Origin of the sequence: Novosphingobium huizhouense, from assembly GCF_020179475.1 — a bacterium.
GTDB classification, from domain to species: Bacteria; Pseudomonadota; Alphaproteobacteria; order Sphingomonadales; family Sphingomonadaceae; genus Novosphingobium; species Novosphingobium huizhouense.
This window is the reverse complement of record NZ_JAILXZ010000001.1, coordinates 487,453-508,274: the sequence shown is the minus strand read 5'-3', so window position 1 is coordinate 508,274 and position 20,822 is coordinate 487,453. Positions and strand designations below refer to the sequence as shown.

Below are 20,822 nucleotides of genomic sequence, written 5' to 3'. Positions count from 1 at the left end.
CGACGGTCAAAGGCGGGCATCAGCGGTAAGGCCGATGCCAAAAATAGCAGATTTCCGGGGTTTTTACAAGCTTTGGCGGTGCTTGGCGAATAGTGTGGTGGTGCCCGGGGACGGAGTCGAACCGCCGACACCGTGATTTTCAGTCACGTGCTCTACCAACTGAGCTACCCGGGCATCGCGTCCGCTGCGGCCTGGTCGGCGGCGGCGGGCGGTTGGAAGCGCGCCTATGGCGAACGGGGCAGGGCTTGTCCAGCCCCGGCGTGCAGAAATTTTGCGGCGCGGTTACAGCGCCTCAGCTCTCGCCCTCCGGGTCCGCGGGAGGTCCGGGAATGGCGTAGCCGTCGTCGAGCCAGCGGACGAGATCGCGGTCGCGGCAGCGCGTCGAACAGAACGGCGCGTGCTCGGCCTGGCGGGGCTTGCCGCAGATCGGGCAGCGCTTGCCGGAGGCGGGAGGCGGGGTGGTCATGGCGCCACCGCCTGCGCGAAACCGCCGGCAAGCGCAAGGCCGGCGCGCTCCTCCACCACAACCGCGCGGCCGGTGCGGCGGGCGAGCTCGTCGCGCCATTCCTGGCGCAGCGCGCGGCAGACGGATGGCGCCGCAAGTAGGTGGAGCACGCCCGGCGCGGCCACGCGCTCGGCCTGGCGCAGCAGCATGCGCGCGGCGGCCGCGGCGGGATCGCGGGCGAAGCGGGCGACGAGCGAGGGACGTTCGAGCCGCGAGACCAGCTGGACGAAGCCGAAGCCGTTCATCGCGGTGCGCTCGATGCGCATATGGTCGAGCGCGGCGGCGAGCGCGGCGTCGACCGCCTGGCGGTCCTTCTTCTCGGGGAGAGAGGGAAAGTCGATGCCGACCGCGCCGCCGATGTCGAGCCGCGCCAGCGCGGCGGCGATCGCGGGCACGGCGGCGAGGCACAGCGCCGGCAGCGGCGGCGGGCCGTCGATGTCGACGAGGGTCATCGCGGGCGTCGCGCTGATCGCGAGACTGCCGCCGGCAAAGGCGACTTCGCCCGACAGCGCTTCCTCGACAAGTTCGGGCCAGCCCGCTTCGTCGAAATGGCGGTCGGTGACGCGCAGCGGGCGCACAGCGTGGCCTTCGGCGCGCAGGGCCTCGAGCAGCGAGGGCGCGGGGCCCTCGGCTTCGCCCGGGGCGGCGGGGCGGGCCTGGGGAAGCTTGGTGCGGCCCTTCTCGGCGATCGCGGCGCGGGTGACGCGCAGGCGCAGCTCGCGGCCCTCGCTGGCTTCGGGCGGAAGCGCCTCGACCTGCGTTTCGCTGCCGTCGGCAAAGCGGGCGTAGCCGCGGCGCGTGCCGGCGATGCGGCGGGTGATGCGGGCCATGGCGACGTGGCCGGCGCGCAGCGGTTCGCCCCAGTCGATCCGTGCGGCGAGGATCGTCGCGCCTTCGACCAGGATCGCGCGCTCCTCGCCGATCCCGGCTTCGTGGAGCCATTCAGGCAAGCGGCACTCCGGCGGCGCGGAGCAGGCGGCGGGTTTCGTAGAGCGGCAGGCCGACGACGCCCGAATGGCTGCCCGACAGCCAGTCGCACAAGCCCTCGGCGCTGCCCTGGATGGCATAGCCGCCCGCCTTGCCGCGCCATTCGCCGCCGGCGATGTAGGACTCGATCTCGGCCTCGCTGAGGCGCTTGAAGCGGACGATGGTCTCGCTCAGGGCTTCGCGCAGGCGGCCGTCGGGGCCGAGCACGGCGATCGCCGAGAAGACACGGTGGCGGCGGCCCGAGAGCAGCGCGAGGCAGGCGCGCGCGGTCGTCTCGTCCTCGGCCTTGGGCAGGATGCGGCGGCCGACGCCGACGACGGTGTCGCCGGCTAGGATCAGCGCGTCGGGCGCGAGCGCGGCGGCGGCGCGCGCCTTGCCCGCAGCGAGGCGCACGGCGTGGGCGCGCGGCAGCTCGCCCCGGAGCGGCGTTTCGTCGATGTCGGTGGCAAGGACGCGATCGGGCGTGACCCCGAGCCGGGCGAGCAGTTCGAGGCGGCGCGGGCTGGCGGAAGCGAGAACCAGCGGAGCGGAAACGGGCGGCGAGGGCGCGGCTGGCAGAGCCACGCGCCTTACGAGAACCCGCCGGGGCCGCCGCGCCCTGGCATGAAGCGGTAGGTGATCCGCCCCTTGGTCAGGTCGTAGGGGGTCAGTTCGACCAGGACTTCGTCGCCGACCAGCACGCGGATGCGGTTCTTGCGCATCTTGCCGGCGGTGTGGCCGAGGATCTCGTGGTCGTTCTCGAGCTTCACGCGGAACATTGCGTTGGGCAGCAGTTCGACCACCGTGCCGCGCATTTCGAGGAGTTCTTCTTTCGCCATGGGCGGAAACGGGCGCCTTTCGCTGGATGCCTGCCTTGAAGTCGTTGCCTTGAAACGGACACCTGGCATGGACAAGCGACCGCGCGCCGCGCGCATAGCGCCCGCCGGAGCAAAAGAAAAGACCGGGCGTTTCAGCGCGGATCCATGCTGCGGCGCGACAAAATGATACCAAACGCGCGTTGTCTCGCCGGGACCACGACGGCAGCACGACGGTTGTTGCCCCGATCCCCGATCCCTTTCGAAGCAGAGCGATGACCAGATTCCTTCTTTCGACCATGCTGACCCTGCCCGCCGCGCTCGCCGGGGCGGGACCGCTCATGGCGGCCGAGCAGGCGCCGGGCGCACCCGGACCGCAGGACCCCGAGGCGCCGAACTCGGTCAACGGCGAGACCATCCCGGTCGACAGCGATGGCGACGGCATCGACGATGCGGGCGAGATCCTGGTGGTGGCGACGCGGCTCAAGGGCCAGGTCTCGGCTGCGCAGCCGCCGCTGGTGACGCTCGACGAGGAGGCCATCGCCTCGTACGGCGCGGGCTCGATCCAGGAATTGCTCGCCGCGCTCGCGCCGCAGACCGGATCGGGCCGCGGCCGTGGCGACGGCGCGCCGGTGATCCTGCTCAACGGCATGCGCATTTCGAGCTTCCGCGAGATGCGCGGGCTTCCGCCCGAAGCGATCCGCCGGGTGGAGGTGCTGCCCGAGGAAGTCGCGCTCAAGTTCGGCTATCGCCCCGACCAGCGGGTGGTGAACTTCATCCTCAAGGACAATTTCAGGAGCTTCGGCAGCGAGAGCGACCTCAACCTGCCGGCGCGCGGGGGGTATGTCGACGCCAAGCAGGAGGTCACCCTCGCGCGGATCGACAAGGGCGCGCGGCTCAACCTGACCGGCAGCTTCGAGAAGCGCAGCGCGCTGACCGAAGCGGAGCGGAACATCGCGCAGACCCCTGCGGCGGGCGCCACGGTGGCGGGCGACCCCGATCCGGCGGACTATCGCACGCTGCTGTCGGACACGACCAGCACGCAGCTCAACGGCACCTGGGCCAAGCCGCTCGGCGGCGGGGCGGGGCTGACGCTCAACGCGCTGGTCCAGCGCGACGACGCCAGGAGCCTCAACGGGTTGAACACCGTCACTTTGACCGATCCCGCAAGCGGCACGACCTATGCCCGCTCGGTACTCGATCCCGAAGCGCTGACCACGCGGCGGCAGACGACGACGGTGTCGCTGGGGGCGGGCCTCAACAAGCCGCTGGGCGCGTGGCAGCTGTCGGCGACCGCGGACGGCAGCCATGTCGTGAGCGACAGCCGGATCGACAACCGCGCCGACCTGTCGGGGCTTCAGGCGCTGGTCGACGGCGGCGCGTTCGGTGCGGACGGACCGATTCCCGGCGATGCCGTGATCGGCGTGGGCCGCGACCGGGCGCGCAGCGTGACCAACAGCGCGACCACGCTGGCGACGCTGTCGGGCCAGCCGCTGCGCCTGCCGGGCGGCGAGGCCTCGCTGACGGTCAAGGCGGGCTATGCCTATTCGGGCATCCGTTCGAGCGACACGCGCACGCTGTCGGGCGAGACGCGGCTGACGCGCGGCGATGCGCAGGGCGGCTTCAGCCTCGACCTGCCGATCACCAGCCGGCGCGAGAACTTCGGGGCCGCGATCGGGGACCTCTCGCTCAACCTCAACGGCGAGGTGCACACCCTGTCCGACTTCGGCAGCCTGACCAACTATGGCGCGGGGCTGACCTGGGGGCCGACCGAGACGCTGAGCCTGTCGGCGAGCTTTATCGCGACGCAGGCCGCGCCGGGGCTGTCGGACCTCGGCGCGCCGACGACGCTGACGCAGGGCGTGGCGGTCTACGACTTCACCCGCGGCGAGACGGTGCTGGCGAACGTGATCAGCGGCGGCAACCCGAACCTCAGGAAGGAGCGCCAGCACGACATCAAGCTGGCGGCCAACTGGACGCTGCCGTTCCTCAAGAACTCCTCGCTGATCGTCGAGTATTTCCGCAACCGTTCGACCGACACGACCAACGCCTTCCCGCTGCTGACCCCGGAGGTCGAGGCGGCGTTCCCGGGGCGGGTGGTGCGCGGCGCGGACGGGCGGATCGTCTCGGTCGACCAGAGCCCGGTGACCTTCGCCGAGGAGAAGTCGAGCCGGCTGCGCTGGGGGATCAACCTTGGCGGCAGCTTCGGCAAGCCTGATCCGACAATGGCGCAGCGGCGCGGCGGCTTTCGCGGGATGATGGGCGGCATGGGCGGTCCGCCGCCGGGGGGAGGGCCGCCGGGAATGGGCGCAGGCGGTCCGCCGCCGGGAGGACCGGGCGGAGGCTTCGGCCGGATGCGCGGCGGGCCGGGCGGGGGGCCGGGCGGTGGTGGCGACGGGCGCGGGCGCTGGAACCTCTCGCTTACTCACACGATCCAGTTCACCAACACGGTGCAGATCGTCGAGGGCGGGCAGGTGCTGAACCTGCTCGACGGCGATGCCGTTTCGGGCAGCGGGGTGGCGCGCCATTCGCTCCAGCTTGAAGGCGGCGGCTTCTATCGCGGCTTCGGGCTGCGGGTGAACGGCACCTATACCGGCGGCACCCATGTCGACGCGAGCGGCGCGCCGGGATCGAGCCGGCTCGACTTCGCGGCGATCGCGACGTTCAATGCGCGCCTGTTCGCGGACCTCGGGCGGATTCCGGGGCTTGCCGACAAGAGCCCGTTCTTCAAGGGCGCGCGGCTTTCGCTGGGGATCGACAACCTGTTCGACGCGCAGCAGCGGGTGACCGACGGCAATGGCGAGGTGCCGCTGCGCTACCAGCCGGGCTACATCGACCCGGCGGGCCGCGTGATCAAGCTGGAGTTCCGCAAGCAGTTCTGAGCGACGGCGCAGCTCGGGTCGTCAGACCCGGCGGCCGTTGACGAAATCGTGGGCGATGCGTTCGCGGCGCTGGCGCTCGTGCTCGGAAAAGCCGTCGGAGAAGTGGCGCAGGCGGACGAGGTGCTCGAGCGCGAGCTTTTCCTCGAAGTGGAAGCCGACCCGCCCCGAGCGGCACCAGACGACTTCGCCGAAGACTTCGACGCCGTTGACCTCGAGCACGCCTTCGGCGCCGATCGCGACGATCTGGCCGATGCCGATCCGCGCGCCGGTGGCGGAAATGTCCTCCACCCGGCCGGGCATGGTGCCGCTCAGCAGGACCAGGCGGCAGGGCAGGCCGGCTCCCAGCCGCAGGCGCGAATCGGCGCGGCGTCCGGCCGATGCCGGGGACTGCTGCGAGAGGGGCGGATCGAACGGAGCGGACACCCCCGACCCGTGGGGCGAAGGTGCTTTCGCGAGGGATTGCAAGGGCATCCGCATGTTTGCGTAACGCGGGTCCAGCTCCTATTTCGGGCGCATGTCGCGCACCCCTGCCGGAACCCCTGCCACCCCCAACGCCGCCGAGCGCTTCAACGAGGACAAGGCGACCCATGCCGTGCGCGGCGCCGACCAGCCCGACATCGAGGCGGGCGTCGCCGCGATTCGCGAAGTGGTGCAGACGCTCAAGCCCAAGCCCGGCGTCTACCGGATGCAGGATGCGCACGGCGACGTGCTCTATGTCGGCAAGGCGCGGGCGCTGAAGAACCGGGTGGCGAACTATACCCAGGTCGACCGGCTGTCGAACCGGCTGCGGCGGATGGTCAGCCAGACGCGCAGCATGACGATCGTGACGACCAATTCGGAAGCCGAGGCGCTGCTGCTCGAGGCGCAGCTGATCAAGCGCTACCGCCCGCCGTACAACGTGCTGCTGCGCGACGACAAATCGTTCCCGTTCATCCTGCTGCGCGCCGATCACGCCTTTCCGCGCATCCAGAAGCACCGCGGCGCGCGGCGGGCGAAGGGCAATTATTACGGTCCCTTCGCCAGCGCGGGCAGCGTCAACACCACGATCAACGCGTTGCAGAAGCTGTTCCTGCTGCGCAGCTGCAACGACGGCTTCATGGCGCGGCGCGACCGGCCCTGCCTGCTCTACCAGATCAAGCGTTGCAGCGCGCCGTGCGTCGGCCGCGTCGACGAGGCGAGCTATGCCGAGCTGGTGCGCCAGGCCAAGGACTTCCTTGGCGGCAAGTCTGGCGCGGTGCAGAAGGAGATCGAGGCGCAGATGGCGCAGGCCGCCGAAGCGCTCGACTTCGAGCGCGCGGCGATGCTGCGCGACCGGCTGCGCGCGGCGACGTTCATCCAGGGCAGCCAGGCGATCAACGCCGAAGGCGTGGGCAATGCCGATGTCTTCGCGCTCGCCTGCAAGGGCGGGCAGATCGGCATCCAGGCGTTCTTCATCCGGGGGGGGCAGAACTGGGGCCACCGTGCGTTCTTCCCCAGCCATACCGAGGGGCTGGGGGAGGACGAGGTGCTGACCGCGTTCCTCGCGCAGTTCTACGAGGAAGTGCCGCCGCCGCGGCTGATCCTGGTCGATCGCGACCTGCCCGAAGGCGAGCTGCTGGCCGAGGCGCTGTCCGGGCCCGCGGGCGGCAAGGTCGAGATATCGGTGCCGCAGCGCGGCGACCGGCGGCGGCTGATGGATCAGGCGAGCCGCAACGCGGTCGAGGCGCTCGAGCGGCGCATGGCCGAAAGCGGCACCAAGGCGCGGGTCAACCGCGAGATGGCCGAGTTCCTCGAGCTGTCGGAGGTGCCGCAGCGGATCGAGATCTACGACAACAGCCACGTCCAGGGCGCCAATGCGCTGGGCGCGATGGTCGTTGCTGGGCCCGAGGGGTTCCTCAAGGGCCAGTACCGCAAGTGGAACATCAGGTCGGCGCAGACCAACGACGATTTCGGGATGATGCGCGAGGTGATGCGCCGCCGCTTCGCCCGCGCGCAGGAGGAGGACCCCGACCGCGAGAACGGGATGTGGCCCGACCTCGTGCTGATCGACGGCGGCAAGGGCCAGATGAGCGCAGTCAAGGCGGCGCTCGAGGAACTGGGGGTAGAGGACGTGCCGCTGATCGCGATCGCCAAGGGGCCGCACCACGGCCGCGAGGGGCGCGAGGTGTTCCATTTTCCCGACGGGCGCGAGAAGATGCTGCCGGTCAATTCGCCGGTGCTGTTCCACCTCCAGCGGCTGCGCGACGAGGTCCACCGCTTCGCCATCGGCGCGCACCGCGAGAAGCGCAGCCGCGCGATCACGGCGAGCCCGCTCGACGAGATCCCGGGCATCGGCCCGGCGCGCAAGCGGGCGCTGCTGCTGCATTTCGGCACGGCGGGCAAGGTCCGCGCGGCGAGCCTCGAAGACCTGCAGCGCGCGCCGGGCGTGAGCGCCGCGGTGGCGCAGGCGGTCTACGACTTCTATCACCCGGGCGGCTGACCGCCGCCCCCTCGCCACTCGGGCACACTAAGCAAGATTACGGTTAGCGCCGACTTAACCCCGCTTGTTGAAGCCATGGCGAGGTCGCTGAACGAATGTCTCCGTGCTGAGGAAGACACGGGCAAGTCCAGGGACTTGCCTTAGCGACGGGACGGGTTCGATGGCAAAGCGGGGTTGGGTCGGGGCGAGCGCCCTGGCGATGTTGCTGGCGGCGCAGGCGCCGTCGGCGTTGGCGGATAGCGGCAACGGGGTCGGCACCGCCTTCGAGCTCGCCTTCTGGCAGTCGATCGGGGCGAGCGAGGATGCCGGGCTCTACGACGCCTATCTGCAGCAGTATCCGCAAGGGACGTTCGCCGCGCTGGCGCGGGCGAAGCTGGTCGCGCTGCGCCGCGCCGGCGCGCCCGCTGCGGCTCCGGCGATGCCGGCGGTGGCTGCGGTGCCTGCGGTGGCTGCGACCCCTGCGGCGACGTCCCTGCCGGCTGCTGCTCCGCTCGCGGCTCCGGCTCCGCTCCCGGTTCCGGTTTCCGGGGAAGCGGCGCCCGCGCCCGCCGCCACCGCGAGCAGCGGGCCGGCGCTGGCGATGGCGGCGCCGCTCGGGCTTCCCGGACGCCCTGGGATGTCGCCGGTCGCCGCGGCGGGTGCGAGCGCGGCGCTGGGGCAGATGCTGGCCGAGCTCGCCCGCACGCAGGAGACGCCCGCGCCGGGGATCGGCGCAGCCGGAACGGGCGCGCCGGCCGCCTTGCCCGCGGCGGTCGCCGCGGTCTCGCCGGTGTCGGACCGCCATGGCCTGCCGCCGCGCCCGCACATGGCCAGCGTGCCCGATGTCGCGCTGCCGTCGAGCTTCTGTTCGGCCGAGGCGCGCAACCTGTTCCACGACAGCATCTACCGCCCGGCGGTGGATGCGGCCAAGCGCAACAACGATGCCGCGGTCGCCTACCTCAAGACCTTGCAGGGCATCTACGACGGCTACGACCTCGGCCACGATACCGAGGCGATGAACGCGCTCGCCGCCGAAGCGCGCGCCTATCAGGCCGAGGCCGCGACGACGTTCTCGCAGCAGGCCGCGCTGGTCAGGGCGTTCGACGAACTGATGGCGGTTCCGATCGCACCGTGCGGCGGGAGCAAGTGACGATGCGCGTCGGACCCTGGCTGGGCCTCGTCGCCCTCGCCGCGCTGGCCGGCGCGCAAACCGCGAGCGCACAGTCGTGCCTGGCCGACGCGCGTGCGGGCGAGCTGGTCCGGTCGGGCCGGCTGGTCGAGTTCGAAACGCTGATGATGGCGGTCTCGCTGCGCTGCGCGCGCGCCGGCGTCGACCTGCGGCCGGTCTACGAAGGCATGGTCGCCGCGAACGGGGCACGCTTCACCAGCGCCCACGCGGCGGTGCAGCAGCTGTTCGGAGCCGAGCGCGGCACGGGCTACGATCGCTACATGACGCAAGTGGCCAACCGCTACGGCGGCGGGGCCACCGATCCGCAGAAATGCGCGATGTTCCGCACCGTGGCGGCGACCTTGTCGAACCCCGCGGCCGACCTGCGGGCGCTGCCCGCGGTCGCCGAAGCGATGGTCTCCGCCCCGATCCTGCGCGAGCTGATCTGCACCACCGGACGCTGACCCTGCCTGCGCCCGTGCCGCCCTGCGACAGGAACCGCCCGGTGATCGGCCGGTTCTTTAAGCCAAGAGCTTAACGCAGATCGGATTTACTGAATGGCCAGCCTTCCCGATGCGATCGCCCCGCGGTCGCAATTCCTCAACGACGCCTTCCAGCGACGATTGGCGCACTGGAACCGCGTGCGCCTTGCCCCTTCGATGCCGTCCGAGAACTGGGCGGATCGCCTTCACCTCGACCACATCATGCTGCGCCTCGAAGGCGCGTTCATGGAGGAGTTGCGCGCGCAGGTCGTGCGCGAAGCTTCGCAGGTTCCGACCGATCCCGATGGTTTCATCGCCTGGTTCGAAGGCCTGCTGGAGAACGGGCCGGGGCAGGGCGACGCCCTGTTTCCGTGGATCGCCGACCACGCCGAACGCGACCAGATTCGCTGGTTCCTCGAACAGGAAGCGGCCGGCGAGGCGGGTTTCGATGATCTCGTGGCGATGACCCAGGTCAAGCTGCCGACGCAGGCCAAGATGGAGCTTGCGCGCAACTACTGGGACGAGATGGGCCGCGGCAACGTCAAGGGCATGCACGGCCCGATGCTCAACGGCCTGGTCGAGACGCTCGACCTCGAGCCGACCATCGAGAGCACGTGCTGGGAGAGCCTGGCCCTCGCCAATGCGATGACCGCGATGGCGAGCAGCCGGCGCTATGCCTGGCACAGCGTCGGCGCGCTCGGCGTGATCGAGCTGACCGCCCCCGGCCGCTCGGCCTGCACCGCCGAGGGCCTGCGCCGGATCGGACTGTCCGAAAAGGAGCGGCGCTACTTCTCGCTGCACGCGGTGCTCGACGTGAAGCATTCGGAAGACTGGAATCGCGAGGCGATCCGCCCTTCGGTTGCCGAAGACCCGGCGCGGGCGACGGCGATGGCCGAAGGCGCGCTGATCCGCCTGCACTGCGGCGCGCGCTGCTTCGCCCGCTACCGCGCCGAGCTGTGGGGCTGAGGCGTCACGCCCTGGGCTTGGGCGTGATCGGGCGGATCAGGCCTTCCTGCGTGACATTGGCGACCAGCCGCCCGTCCTGCGTATAGATCCGCCCGTTGTTGAAGCCGCGCGCGCGGCCTGCCCAGTTGCTTTCGCAGGTGTAGAGCAGCCATTCGTCGGCGCGGAAATCGTCGTGGAACCAGATCGCATGGTCGAGGCTCGCCGACATGATCGTGCCCTTGGCCCAGCTGAGCTCGGCATGGGGCAGGACGCAGGTCGACAGCAAGGTCATGTCGCTGGCGTAGGCGAGGACGGCGCGGTGGATCTTGGGATCGTCGGGAAGCGGCGCGGCGGCGCGGAACCAGACGTTCGAGACAGGCGGGCGCGCATCTTCCTGCATCCAGTGCAGCGGATCGAGCGGGCGCAGTTCGATCGGACGCGGCCGCGCCGGCCCGCGCGGCGTGCGGCCCGCGGCGACCGCCGCCTCGCGCCGCAGGGTCGCTTCGTTGGCGAGGCCTTCGGGGCCGGCGATCTGCGGCATCGGCTGGGCATGGTGGGCGCCGTCCTCGCGCTTGTGGAACGAGGCGAGCATGTTGAGGATGGTCTGGCCCTGCTGGCTCGCGACGATGCGGCGGTTGGAGAAGCTGCCGCCATCGAGGTCGCGTTCGACGCGGAAGTCGATCTCGTAGTCTTCGTTGCCGCCGCGCACGAAATAAGCGTGGAGCGAATGGACCGGGCGATCCGCCGGCACGGTCAGTTCGGCCGAGGCGAGCGCCTGGCCGATCACCTGCCCGCCGAACACGCGTCCGACACCGCCCCTCTTGCGCTTGCCGCGGAAGCGGTCGCCGCCGCGATCCTCGACATTGAGAAGATCGAGCAGGTCGGCGACGAGCTCTTCGGGCGAGGGGGTGGCGGTGGATTCGTTGCTCATTGCAACGCGATGGAATCTCTTTCCGTTACCGTCAACGTCAATTGCACGCCGGCATTTGTCCCGCTCCGGCAGAAATGGCATGGGTGAAGCATGCCCCGGATGCAGCGATGGCGGGATTGGGCGCGCACGCTCAAGCGCGATGTGGTGGCGCTGTGGCTTGCGGCGCGCGATCCCGAGGTGCCCTTGCCGGCCAAGGCGGTCGCCGCCGGCGTCGCGGCCTATGCGCTGTCGCCGGTCGATCTCATCCCCGACTTCATCCCGGTCCTGGGCCTGCTCGACGATCTGCTGATCGTGCCGCTGGGGATCGCGCTGGCGGTGCGGCTCATTCCCTCGCCGGTCATGGCGCGTCTGCGCGCGCGGGCGAGCGCCATGCAGCGGCCGGTGTCGAAAGCGGGGCTGGTGGCGGTGATCGCGATCTGGTGCGCGGCCGTGGCCTGGGGCGCCTGGGCGATCCTGCGGTCCTCCTGAAAAAGCCAACCCCCGCCGGCATCGGCTGCCGACGGGGGTTGCACTTTCACGACCAACCGGACTGTCGGACGCGCGGGGCTTATCCCGCTGCGTGGCCCGCGAGCGCGGCCAGCAGCAGCAGCGCGACGATGTTGGTGATCTTGATCATCGGATTGACCGCAGGGCCGGCGGTGTCCTTGTAGGGATCGCCGACGGTGTCGCCGGTCACCGCGGCCTTGTGGGCGTCGGAGCCCTTGCCGCCGTGGTGGCCGTCCTCGATGTACTTCTTGGCGTTGTCCCACGCGCCGCCGCCCGAGGTCATCGAGAGCGCGACGAACAGCCCGCCGACGATCACGCCCAGCAGCAGCGCGCCCAGAGCGGCAAAGCCGTTCTCGGGCCCGGCGACGGCCGAGATCACGAAGTAGACCACCACCGGCGCGAGCACCGGCAGCAGCGAGGGCAGGATCATCTCCTTGATCGCGGCCTTGGTGACGAGATCGACGGTGCGGGCGTAGTCGGGCTTGGACGAGTAGTCCATGATCCCCGGGTTCGCCTTGAACTGCTCGCGCACGTCGACAACGACGTCGCCGGCCGCGCGGCCCACCGCGGTCATGCCCATCGCGCCGAACAGGTACGGCAGCAGCGCGCCGAGCAGCAGCCCGACGATGACGTAGGGGTTCTCGAGGCTGAAGTTGACGGTCAGCGTCGGGAAGAACTCGCGCAGGTCGGTGGTGTAGGCGGCGAACAGCACCAGCGCGGCAAGGCCCGCCGACCCGATCGCGTAGCCCTTGGTCACCGCCTTCGTCGTGTTGCCCACGGCATCGAGCGCGTCGGTCTTTTCACGGACCGAATCGTCGAGCCCCGCCATTTCGGCGATGCCGCCGGCGTTGTCGGTGACCGGGCCATAGGCATCGAGCGCAACGACCATGCCGGCGAGCGCCAGCATCGAAGTGGCGCCGTAGGCGATGCCGATCAGGCCGGCGAGCTTGTAGGCGATGATGATGCCCGCGACGATCACCAGCGTCGGCAGCGCCGTCGCCTCGAGGCTGATGGCGAGGCCCTGGATCACGTTGGTGCCGTGGCCGGTGACCGAGGCCTGGGCGATGGACTTGACCGGGCGGTAGTTGGTGCCGGTGTAATACTCGGTGATCCAGATGATCAGCCCGGTGATGGCGAGGCCGAGCAGCCCGCAGTAGAACAGCATCCGGCCCGAATAGGCTTCCTCGCCGATGGGCGCGTTCATGTCGCCGAGCGCATATTGCATGGCGAACCAGATCGCCGGGATCGACAGGACCGCGGTGACGAGGAAGCCCTTGTACATCGCGCCCATGATGTTGTTCGAGCTGCCGAGGCGGACGAAGTAGGTGCCGATGATCGAGGTGACGATGCACACCCCGCCGATCAGCAGCGGCAAGCTCATCAGCGGCATCAGGTTGGAGACGCCCTTCACCAGCAGCGCGGTGAGGACCATCGTCGCGCCGACGGTGACGACGTAGGTCTCGAACAGGTCGGCGGCCATGCCGGCGCAGTCGCCGACGTTGTCGCCGACGTTGTCCGCGATCACCGCCGGGTTGCGCGGATCGTCCTCGGGGATGCCGGCCTCGACCTTGCCGACGAGGTCGGCGCCGACGTCGGCGGCCTTGGTGAAGATGCCGCCGCCAAGACGCGCGAAGATCGAGACGAGCGAGGCGCCGAGCGCGAGCGCGGTAAGGCCGGTGACGACGACGCGGTCGTTCGCGGCGTGGCCGGCAGGACCGGTCAGGTACCAGAAGAAGCCCGCGATCGCGAGGAGCGCGAGGCCCGCCACCAGCATGCCGGTGATCGCGCCGGCCCGGAAGGCGAGCGTGAGGCCCGCCTGCAGCCCGCTCTGCGCGGCGGCCGCGGTGCGCACGTTCGAGCGCACCGACACGTTCATGCCGATGAAGCCGGCGACGCCCGAAAGGACCGCGCCGATGACGAAGCCGGTAGCGCTGACCGCGCCGAGCGCCCAGGCGACGATCACGGCGACGACCACGCCGACGATGGCGATCGTGGTGTACTGGCGCTTGAGGTAGGCCTGCGCGCCTTCCTGGATGGCGCCGGCGATTTCCTGCATCTTGGCGTTGCCGGCAGGCGCTCCGAGCACTTGGCGGCTGGTCACGAAGCCGTAGAGCACGGCGAGCAACCCTAAAACGATGGACAATGTGACTAGGTTCACTTGGCATCCCCCTTATTCGAACGGCCCCGCAAGGGACCGTACCCCGTCGTTGCGGGTTGGCGGGGAAGCTATAGGTTTATGGCAGGCCTGCAAGTCCTTCGATGACCTGCGTCAACCGTGCAAGTAACCGAGCTTTCCGGGCGGGGGAGCGCCATCGAGGAGCAGCGCGTCGGCGCCGCGGGCGAGCACCGCGCCGATGCGGCGGGCGCTGACCGGCGGGGGCAGATCGGCGGGAAGCGTGAACAGCAGTTCGTAGTCGTCGCCCCAGCGCAGCGCGTCGTCGGCGCGCGCGGACGGCACCGCGGGGCCGAGCGGGATCGCCGGCCGCTCGAGCGCCAGCGTGACGCCGCTCGCCTCGGCCATGCGCGCAGCGTCGATCAGCAGCCCGTCCGAAACGTCCATCATCGCGCCGACGAGCGGGGCGAGCGCGCGGCCTTCGGCAAGCCGCGGCGCGGGCCGGCGGAAGGCGCCGGTGTCGACATCGCCGATGCCGTCGCGCAAGGCCTCGAACCCCATCATCGCCGCGCCGACCGGCCCGGTCAGCCAGACCCCGTGGCCGGCCTTCGCGCCCGACCGCGAGGGCACGGGATCGCACGTGGCGCGGCCGAGCGCGGTCAGGCCGAGCGTGCGCCGCCCGCTGCCGCCGGTGGTGTCGCCGCCGAGCAGCGGGACGTCATGCGCCGCGAGCACTTCGCGCAGGCCCTCGAGAAAGCGCGCATCGTCCGCGCCGAGCGCATAGCCGAGCAGCACGCCGATGGGCTCGGCCCCCTTGGCGGCGAGGTCGGACAGGTTGGTCGCGACCAGCTTCCAGGCGACGTCGGCGGCGTCCTGCCCGGGCAACCAGTGAACCCCTTCGACCATCGCGTCGTGGGTGAGCACCAGCGTCTCGCCGCCGAGGCGCAGCACCGCGCAATCATCGGCGAGCCCGCGCGCGGCGGGATGGGTGGCGAGGCCGCGCAGCGCGGCGATGAAGTCGGCCTCGCCCGCCATGGGTCCGGTCAGTCGCCCGTGAAGACGGGCGCGCGCTTCTCGAGGATCGCGGCGACCGCTTCGGCGTGGTCCTTGGTTTCGTGCGCGATCGCCTGGTAGGCGGCGGACAGTTCGAGCACGTCGTGGGCGCGGCCGTGCTGGGCTTCGCGCAGCAGCTTCTTGGTCAGCCGCAGTGCGCGGGGGCTGTTGGCGGCGATCTCCTCGGCGATGCCGACGGCGGTCTCGATCAGGTCGGCGTCGGGCACGACGGTGCCGACGAGGCCGATGCCTTGCGCGTAAGCGGCATCGAAGGTGCGGCCGGTGAGGAACAGCTCGGCGGCCTTGGAATAGCCGACGATCTTCTGCAGCGTCCAGGCGCCGCCGTCGCCGGGGACGATGCCGACCTTGATGAAGCTAGCCGCCATCTTCGCGCTTTCGGCAGCGACGCGGATGTCGCACAGGCAGGCAAGGTCGAGCCCGAGGCCGATCGCGTGGCCGTTGATCGCGGCGATCATCGGAATCTCGCAATCGAGCATGGCCCGCGTCGCGCGCTGGACCCCGCGGCGATAGTTGGCGCGGGTCGAGTCGGGCTGGTCGAGCACGCCGATCCCCTGGCGCTCCTTCATCCCCTTGATGTTGCCGCCGCTCGAGAAGGCGCGCCCCGATCCGGTCAGCACGATCGCGCTGACCGAGCGGTCGTTGCCGAGCTGGAAGAAGGTATCGACGATGTTGTCGCAGTCCTCGAGCGTGCCGATCGCGTTCATCGATTCGGGCCGGCTCATCGTCAGGATGGCGACGCGCCCGCGGCGCTCGAGCGTGAGGAACGGAGTGGTCACGGCAGCATCTCCTGTTTGTCGTTGCCTGAAAGGGCATTTCAACATCGTGAAAAGCCGGCTTTCGGTTTGCGGTCGCGCGGGGGCTGCCATAGGCATCGCGGCGATGCAAATATTCCCGCTCCACCCCTTCCGCCCGCAAGGCGACATCCCGGCGCTGCGCCAGCAGGTGCGCGCGCTGGTCGCCGAGCACGAGCACCGCTGGACGCCGCTGCAGCGCGCCAACTGCTGGTTCAGCTTCGACCCCGAGTTCTCGCGGGCGATGGGCGCGGCAGGGCTGCTGGGGATGACCTGGCCCAAGCAGTACGGCGGCCACGAGCGGACCATGCTCGAGCGCTACGTGGTGCTCGAGGAGCTGCTCGCGGCCGGCGCGCCGGCCGGGCTGCACTGGATCGCGGACCGCCAGACCGGCGCGCTGCTGGTGCGCTATGGCACCGAGGCGCAGCGCGAGAAGTACCTGCCGGGCATGGCGCGCGGCGAGATCTACGCCTGCATCGGCTTGTCCGAGCCCAATTCGGGCTCCGACCTCGCCAGCGTGCGGACTTTCGCGAAGAAGACGAACGAGGGCTGGCTGGTCAACGGCCAGAAGGTCTGGACCAGCGGCGCGCACAAGAGCCATGCCGCGCTGACGCTGCTGCGCACCGAGGAAGGCAGCGAGCGCCAGCAGGGCCTGTCGCAGCTGATGATCGACCTCGACACCCCCGGCATCACGATCCGCCCGATCATCGACATGACCGGCACGCACCACTTCAACGAGATCTTCTTCGAGGACGTGCTGCTGCCGCACGATGCGCTGGTCGGGGTCGAAGGGCAGGGGTGGAAGCAGGTCACCGCCGAATTGGCGCTCGAGCGCTCGGGCCCCGAACGCTACCTGTCGAGCCACGTCCTGCTCGTGGCGCTGATCGACGCGATCGGTCCGAACCCCGCTGACGAGATCGCCGAGCTGATCGGCCGGCTCACTGCCGAGATGTGGACGCTGCGCCAGATGTCGATGTCGACCGCGGCCAAGCTCGACGCGGGCGAGGACCCGATCGTCGAGGCGGCGATCGTCAAGGATCTCGGCAACGCCTACGAGCAGGCGCTGCCGCGCCTGGTCCAGGCCGCGACCGACACCGACCTTGCCGGAAGCAGCGCGCTGTCGCAGCTGCTCGCCTACTACCTGCTGGCCGCGCCCAGCTTCTCGCTGCGCGGCGGCACGCCCGAAGTGCTGCGCGGGATCATTGCCAAGGGGCTGGGGCTCCGGTGAGGGACATTCGATGAGCGAAAACCGTCAACTCCTCGTCGAGATGGCCGAAGGCCTGTTCGCCGATCTCGCCACCGCCTCGTTCGAGGACGCCGCGCCGCGCCTTGCCGAAGCGGGCTTCGCCACGCTTCTGGTCCCTGCCGAACAGGGCGGGTTCGGCGGCGACTGGGGCGATGTCCTGGCCGTGCTGCGCCTTGCCGGGCTGAACGCGGTCGCGGCGCCGGTGGCGGAGCCGATCATCGCGCACGCTCTGCTCGCGCAGGCCGGGATCGCCGCGCCCGAAGGGCTGGTGACGCTGGTCGCCGGCAATGGCCGCGCGCCGTTCGGCCGCCATGCCGATGCGGTCGTCATGGTGCGCGAGGGCACGCTGTCGCTCTACGCGAAGGGCGCCTTCGCGGTCGAGGAAGGCTCTTCGCTCGCCGGCGAGCCGTCCGACCTTGTCACCCCCTCGGGCGCGCCGGTCGCCAGTGCGCCATGCAGCGCGGATCTCGACGGCCTGGGCGCCTTCGCCCGCGTGGCGCAGGCTTCGGGCGCGATGGAAGCGGCGTTCACGCTCGCCATCGACCACGTCAACACGCGCGTCCAGTTCGGCCGCACGCTCGCCAAGTTCCAGGCCGTGCAGCAGGCGCTGGCCGAATTCTCGGAAGAAGCCGCGGCGGTCGATGCGGCCGCGGCGGCCTGCGCCGCAGCGCTCGATGCCGGCGACGCGGCGTTCGAGATCGCGGCGGCCAAGTACCGGCTCGGCCTTGCCGTCGATCGCGCGGTGCCGATCGCGCACCGGGTTCATGGCGCGATCGGCTTCACCATCGAATATGCGCTCAACCGCTTTACCCGCCGCCTGATGCACTGGCGCAGCGAGTTCGGCAGCGACGCGCAATGGGCGCGCGCGCTCGGCCACACGGTCGCTGCGCTCGGCGGGCAGGGGCTGTGGCGCGAAGTCGCGGCGCGGACCGACCGCCTGATCGCCTGAACGAAATATCAGCCGATGGGTGCTTGACCATCCCGGTCGATCCTGTTTAATCGCTCAATTAAACACGGATCGTTTCGAGAGGAGTCGAGTACCATGGCTACCGCCTATATCGTTGACGCAGTGCGCACCGCCGGCGGGCGGCGTGGTGGCCGTCTCGCCGGCGTCCACCCCGTCGACCTTGCCGCCACCACCATCGACGCGCTCGTCGTGCGCAGCGGGATCGACCCGGCGGCGATCGAGGACGTGATCATGGGCTGCGTCAGCCAGGGCGGCGAGCAGGCGCAGCAGGTCGGCCGCATGGCCGTGCTCGCCTCGAAAGTCCTGCCGGAATCGGTCCCCGCGGTGACCATCGACCGCCAGTGCGGATCGTCGCAGCAGGCGATCCACTTTGCCGCGCAGGCGGTGATGAGCGGCACGCAGGACGTGGTGATCGCCGCCGGCATCGAGAGCATGACCCGCGTGCCGATGGGCTCGACCGCCATTCTCTACATGAAGGAAGGGCTCGGCACCTACCGTTCGCCCGGGATCGTCGAGCGCTACGGTGAAGCCGGCTGGACCCAGTTCGCAGGCGCCGAGGCGATCGCCAACAAGCACGGCTTCTCCAAGGAGATGATGGACCAGTTCGCGCTCGAGAGCCACCAGAAGGCCAAGGCGGCGACCGAATCGGGCGCGTTCAAGAACGAGATCGTGCCGATCGACATCGAGACGCCCGAAGGGGCGGCGCAGCACACCGTCGACGAGGGCATCCGCATGGATGCGACCCTCGAGGGCATCGCCGGCGTCAAGCTGCTGAGCCCGGACGGCAAGCTGACGGCCGCGACTTCGTCGCAGATCTGCGACGGCGCTTCGGCGGCGCTGATCGTTTCGGAAGAAGCGCTCAAGAAGTACAACCTGACCCCGCTCGCCCGCATCCACACGCTGGCCGTGACCGCGGGCGACCCGGTGATCATGCTCGAGGAGCCGCTGTTCGCCACCGACAAGGCGCTGGCCAAGGCCGGCCTCAAGATCAGCGACATCGACCTCTACGAAGTGAACGAGGCCTTCGCCTCGGTGCCGATGGCGTGGCTCAAGCACCACGATGCCGATCCGGCCAAGCTCAACGTCAACGGCGGCGCGATCGCGCTCGGCCACCCGCTCGGCGCCTCGGGCACCAAGCTGATGGCGACGCTGCTCCACGGCCTCAAGGCGCGCGGCGGCAAGTACGGCCTGCAGACCATGTGCGAAGGCGGCGGCGTCGCCAACGTCACCATCGTCGAGGCGATGTAAGACTTTCCCCTGGGAGGATAATACCATGAAGCTCGACAATACCGTTTCCGCCGTCGTCACCGGCGGCGCCTCCGGCCTGGGCGCCGCGACCGCGCGCGCGCTGGCCGCCAAGGGCGTCAAGGTGGCGCTGTTCGACCTCAACAAGGAAAAGGGCGAAGCGCTCGCGGCCGAGATCGGCGGCGTGTTCTGCGAAGTGAACGTGACCAGCGACGAGAGCGTCGATGCCGGCTTCGCCAAGGCGCGCGCCGCCAACGGCCAGGAGCGCATCCTCGTCAACTGCGCGGGCACCGGCAACGCGATCAAGACCGCTAGCCGCTCGAAGGAAGACGGCTCGATCAAGCACTTCCCGATCGACGCCTTCAACATGATCATCCAGATCAACCTGGTCGGCACGTTCCGCTGCATCGCCAAGTCGGCGGCGGGCATGATGACGCTCGACCCCTGCGACGAGTTCGGCGAGCGCGGCGCGATTGTCAACACCGCCTCGGTTGCGGCCGAGGATGGCCAGATGGGCCAGGCTTCGTATTCGGCGTCGAAGGCCGGCGTCGTCGGCATGACCCTGCCGATCGCGCGCGACCTGATGGCCGAGGGCATCCGGGTCAACACGATCCTGCCGGGCATCTTCAACACCCCGCTGCTCGGCGCCGCGCCCGAGAACGTCAAGGCCGCGCTCTCGGCCCAGGTTCCCTTCCCGAAGCGCCTCGGCAATCCGGAAGAGTACGCCAATCTTGCGCTGTGCATGATCGAGACCAGCTATTTCAACGGCGAGGACGTCCGTCTCGACGGCGCGATCCGCATGGCGCCGCGCTGATCGAAAGCTGAAAACGAAAGGGCCGGGGCACAAGAACCCCGGCCCTTTTTCCTTCCCCGGGAGAGATTCATGACCGAATACAAGCAGATCAAGCTCGACATCGCCGATAGCGTCGCCACGCTGACGCTCAACCGCCCGGAGAAGATGAACGCCTTCACCGGCACGATGATGGTCGAGATGCAGGACGCCTTCGACCGCACCGACGCCGACGACAGCGTGAGGGCGGTGATCGTGACCGGGGCCGGCGACCGCGCCTTCTGCGCCGGCGCCGACCTTACCCCCGAAGACGGCAAGCATGTCTTTTCGAGCGGCGAAGCGGTCGAGGACCTGTCCGATCCGCGCGTGCGCGACGGCGGCGGCCTGCTGACGCTGCGCCTCTACCAGTCGAAGAAGCCGATCATCGGCGCGATCAACGGCGCCGCCGTCGGCGTGGGCGTGACCATGCAGCTGCCGATGGACATCCGCCTCGCTTCAACCAAGGCGCGCTTCGGTCTGGTCTTCGCGCGCCGCGGCATCGTGCCCGAGGCCGCCTCGAGCTGGTTCCTGCCGCGCATCGTCGGGCTGCCTCAGGCGCTCGAATGGTGCATGACCGGCCGCGTGTTCGATGCCGAGGAAGCGCTGCGCGGCGGCCTCGTCCGCTCGATCCACGAGCCCGAGGACCTGCTGCCTGCAGCCACCGCGCTTGCGCGCGAGATCGCCGACAACACCAGCTCGGTCTCGGTCGCGATGACCCGCGCGATGTTGTGGCACAACCCGCAGTACGACCACCCGATGCTGGCGCACCGCGTCGACAGCCGGGCGATCTACACCCTGTCGCGCGGGGCCGACGCCAAGGAAGGTGTGGCCAGCTTCCTCGAAAAGCGCGCGCCGAACTACCCAGCCCGCGTTTCTTCGGATATGCCGGCGTTTTACCCGTGGTGGGACGAGCCGGGCTACGAATGAGCGAGAACAGGTA

General features: G+C 70.0%; 20 protein-coding genes and 1 tRNA gene. 11 read left to right on the top strand and 10 right to left on the bottom strand.

The annotated features are described in order from the left end of the window. Positions 1-98: 98 nt before the first annotated feature. From K3A85_RS02525 to infA, 5 genes are all read right to left on the bottom strand, one after another. Positions 99-174: transfer RNA gene (locus K3A85_RS02525), tRNA-Phe, on the bottom strand. Between the two features lie 118 nt (positions 175-292). Continuing rightward, a complete protein-coding gene (gene yacG / locus K3A85_RS02520) occupies positions 293-466 on the bottom strand; it encodes a DNA gyrase inhibitor YacG (RefSeq protein WP_225204923.1) in 174 nt (57 codons plus the stop codon). After that, positions 463-1,455, bottom strand: coding sequence for a ribonuclease E/G (locus tag K3A85_RS02515; protein WP_225204922.1), 993 nt, complete (start codon positions 1,453-1,455; stop codon positions 463-465). Before K3A85_RS02515 ends, yacG begins: the two co-directional genes overlap by 4 nt. Continuing rightward, positions 1,448-2,056 carry a Maf family protein gene (locus K3A85_RS02510; RefSeq protein WP_225204921.1) on the bottom strand — a complete coding sequence of 203 codons (609 nt, stop codon included), beginning with the start codon at positions 2,054-2,056 and terminating at the stop codon, positions 1,448-1,450. Before K3A85_RS02510 ends, K3A85_RS02515 begins: the two co-directional genes overlap by 8 nt. 5 nt (positions 2,057-2,061) lie before the next feature. After that, positions 2,062-2,310 carry a translation initiation factor IF-1 gene (gene infA / locus K3A85_RS02505; RefSeq protein ID WP_225204920.1) on the bottom strand — a complete coding sequence of 83 codons (249 nt, stop codon included), beginning with the start codon at positions 2,308-2,310 and terminating at the stop codon, positions 2,062-2,064. 251 nt (positions 2,311-2,561) lie between these two features. Between infA and K3A85_RS02500 the strand changes: the two genes are divergently transcribed. Continuing rightward, positions 2,562-5,168 carry a porin family protein gene (locus K3A85_RS02500; RefSeq protein ID WP_225204919.1) on the top strand — a complete coding sequence of 869 codons (2,607 nt, stop codon included), beginning with the start codon at positions 2,562-2,564 and terminating at the stop codon, positions 5,166-5,168. A gap of 21 nt (positions 5,169-5,189) precedes the next feature. Here K3A85_RS02500 and K3A85_RS02495 read toward each other — a convergent pair whose 3' ends face one another. Next, on the bottom strand, positions 5,190-5,591 hold the full coding sequence (locus tag K3A85_RS02495) for a PilZ domain-containing protein (RefSeq protein WP_225204918.1): 402 nt from the start codon (positions 5,589-5,591) through the stop codon (positions 5,190-5,192). 91 nt (positions 5,592-5,682) lie between these two features. Here K3A85_RS02495 and uvrC point away from each other — a divergent pair, with 91 nt between their 5' ends. From uvrC to K3A85_RS02475, 4 genes are all read left to right on the top strand, one after another. Continuing rightward, positions 5,683-7,626: an excinuclease ABC subunit UvrC gene (uvrC, locus tag K3A85_RS02490; RefSeq protein ID WP_225204917.1), complete on the top strand. Its 1,944-nt coding sequence runs from the start codon at positions 5,683-5,685 to the stop codon at positions 7,624-7,626. A 160-nt stretch (positions 7,627-7,786) separates the two neighbouring features. After that, complete coding sequence (locus K3A85_RS02485) at positions 7,787-8,755, top strand: hypothetical protein (RefSeq protein ID WP_225204916.1); 969 nt, start codon at positions 7,787-7,789, stop codon at positions 8,753-8,755. Positions 8,756-8,757: 2 nt separating this feature from the next. Then, complete coding sequence (locus K3A85_RS02480) at positions 8,758-9,237, top strand: hypothetical protein (protein ID WP_225204915.1); 480 nt, start codon at positions 8,758-8,760, stop codon at positions 9,235-9,237. 93 nt (positions 9,238-9,330) lie between these two features. Beyond that, on the top strand, positions 9,331-10,221 hold the full coding sequence (locus K3A85_RS02475; protein WP_225204914.1) for an iron-containing redox enzyme family protein: 891 nt from the start codon (positions 9,331-9,333) through the stop codon (positions 10,219-10,221). A 4-nt stretch (positions 10,222-10,225) separates the two neighbouring features. Here K3A85_RS02475 and K3A85_RS02470 read toward each other — a convergent pair whose 3' ends face one another. Further along, positions 10,226-11,131, bottom strand: coding sequence for an acyl-CoA thioesterase (locus K3A85_RS02470; RefSeq protein WP_225204913.1), 906 nt, complete (start codon positions 11,129-11,131; stop codon positions 10,226-10,228). A gap of 99 nt (positions 11,132-11,230) precedes the next feature. Between K3A85_RS02470 and K3A85_RS02465 the strand changes: the two genes are divergently transcribed. Next, positions 11,231-11,599 carry a YkvA family protein gene (locus K3A85_RS02465; RefSeq protein ID WP_225204912.1) on the top strand — a complete coding sequence of 123 codons (369 nt, stop codon included), beginning with the start codon at positions 11,231-11,233 and terminating at the stop codon, positions 11,597-11,599. A gap of 79 nt (positions 11,600-11,678) precedes the next feature. Here the strand turns inward: K3A85_RS02465 and K3A85_RS02460 are convergent, their stop codons facing one another. The 3 genes from K3A85_RS02460 to K3A85_RS02450 form a co-directional block, all read right to left on the bottom strand. Continuing rightward, positions 11,679-13,775 (bottom strand): sodium-translocating pyrophosphatase, encoded by a 2,097-nt coding sequence (locus tag K3A85_RS02460; RefSeq protein ID WP_225204911.1) that lies wholly within the window; start codon positions 13,773-13,775, stop codon positions 11,679-11,681. A gap of 111 nt (positions 13,776-13,886) precedes the next feature. Continuing rightward, on the bottom strand, positions 13,887-14,765 hold the full coding sequence (gene thiL / locus K3A85_RS02455) for a thiamine-phosphate kinase (protein ID WP_225204910.1): 879 nt from the start codon (positions 14,763-14,765) through the stop codon (positions 13,887-13,889). A gap of 8 nt (positions 14,766-14,773) precedes the next feature. Then, positions 14,774-15,580 carry a crotonase/enoyl-CoA hydratase family protein gene (locus K3A85_RS02450; protein ID WP_225204909.1) on the bottom strand — a complete coding sequence of 269 codons (807 nt, stop codon included), beginning with the start codon at positions 15,578-15,580 and terminating at the stop codon, positions 14,774-14,776. Between the two features lie 103 nt (positions 15,581-15,683). On the opposite strand from K3A85_RS02450, the gene K3A85_RS02445 reads away from it, so the two are divergent. From K3A85_RS02445 to K3A85_RS02425, 5 genes are all read left to right on the top strand, one after another. Then, entirely contained in the window at positions 15,684-16,823 is a 1,140-nt protein-coding gene (locus K3A85_RS02445) for an acyl-CoA dehydrogenase family protein (RefSeq protein ID WP_225204908.1), read from the top strand. A gap of 10 nt (positions 16,824-16,833) precedes the next feature. Continuing rightward, on the top strand, positions 16,834-17,790 hold the full coding sequence (locus tag K3A85_RS02440) for an acyl-CoA dehydrogenase family protein (protein WP_225204907.1): 957 nt from the start codon (positions 16,834-16,836) through the stop codon (positions 17,788-17,790). Positions 17,791-17,883: 93 nt separating this feature from the next. After that, positions 17,884-19,056, top strand: coding sequence for an acetyl-CoA C-acetyltransferase (locus K3A85_RS02435; RefSeq protein ID WP_225204906.1), 1,173 nt, complete (start codon positions 17,884-17,886; stop codon positions 19,054-19,056). 25 nt (positions 19,057-19,081) lie between these two features. Continuing rightward, on the top strand, positions 19,082-19,867 hold the full coding sequence (locus tag K3A85_RS02430; RefSeq protein WP_225204905.1) for an SDR family oxidoreductase: 786 nt from the start codon (positions 19,082-19,084) through the stop codon (positions 19,865-19,867). 69 nt (positions 19,868-19,936) lie between these two features. Beyond that, positions 19,937-20,809, top strand: coding sequence for a crotonase/enoyl-CoA hydratase family protein (locus tag K3A85_RS02425; protein ID WP_225204904.1), 873 nt, complete (start codon positions 19,937-19,939; stop codon positions 20,807-20,809). Positions 20,810-20,822: the final 13 nt, after the last annotated feature.

What these genes read in the sequence shown, in the direction of transcription:
- yacG (WP_225204923.1), bottom strand. Translation starts at nt 466, where the DNA reads ATGACCACCCCGCCTCCCGCCTCCGGCAAGCGCTGCCCGATCTGCGGC.
- infA (WP_225204920.1), bottom strand. Translation starts at nt 2,310, where the DNA reads ATGGCGAAAGAAGAACTCCTCGAAATGCGCGGCACGGTGGTCGAACTG.
- K3A85_RS02500 (WP_225204919.1), top strand. Translation starts at nt 2,562, where the DNA reads ATGACCAGATTCCTTCTTTCGACCATGCTGACCCTGCCCGCCGCGCTC.
- uvrC (WP_225204917.1), top strand. Translation starts at nt 5,683, where the DNA reads ATGTCGCGCACCCCTGCCGGAACCCCTGCCACCCCCAACGCCGCCGAG.
- K3A85_RS02485 (WP_225204916.1), top strand. Translation starts at nt 7,787, where the DNA reads ATGGCAAAGCGGGGTTGGGTCGGGGCGAGCGCCCTGGCGATGTTGCTG.
- K3A85_RS02480 (WP_225204915.1), top strand. Translation starts at nt 8,758, where the DNA reads ATGCGCGTCGGACCCTGGCTGGGCCTCGTCGCCCTCGCCGCGCTGGCC.
- K3A85_RS02475 (WP_225204914.1), top strand. Translation starts at nt 9,331, where the DNA reads ATGGCCAGCCTTCCCGATGCGATCGCCCCGCGGTCGCAATTCCTCAAC.
- K3A85_RS02470 (WP_225204913.1), bottom strand. Translation starts at nt 11,131, where the DNA reads ATGAGCAACGAATCCACCGCCACCCCCTCGCCCGAAGAGCTCGTCGCC.
- K3A85_RS02465 (WP_225204912.1), top strand. Translation starts at nt 11,231, where the DNA reads ATGCAGCGATGGCGGGATTGGGCGCGCACGCTCAAGCGCGATGTGGTG.
- thiL (WP_225204910.1), bottom strand. Translation starts at nt 14,765, where the DNA reads ATGGCGGGCGAGGCCGACTTCATCGCCGCGCTGCGCGGCCTCGCCACC.
- K3A85_RS02445 (WP_225204908.1), top strand. Translation starts at nt 15,684, where the DNA reads ATGCAAATATTCCCGCTCCACCCCTTCCGCCCGCAAGGCGACATCCCG.
- K3A85_RS02440 (WP_225204907.1), top strand. Translation starts at nt 16,834, where the DNA reads ATGAGCGAAAACCGTCAACTCCTCGTCGAGATGGCCGAAGGCCTGTTC.
- K3A85_RS02435 (WP_225204906.1), top strand. Translation starts at nt 17,884, where the DNA reads ATGGCTACCGCCTATATCGTTGACGCAGTGCGCACCGCCGGCGGGCGG.
- K3A85_RS02430 (WP_225204905.1), top strand. Translation starts at nt 19,082, where the DNA reads ATGAAGCTCGACAATACCGTTTCCGCCGTCGTCACCGGCGGCGCCTCC.
- K3A85_RS02425 (WP_225204904.1), top strand. Translation starts at nt 19,937, where the DNA reads ATGACCGAATACAAGCAGATCAAGCTCGACATCGCCGATAGCGTCGCC.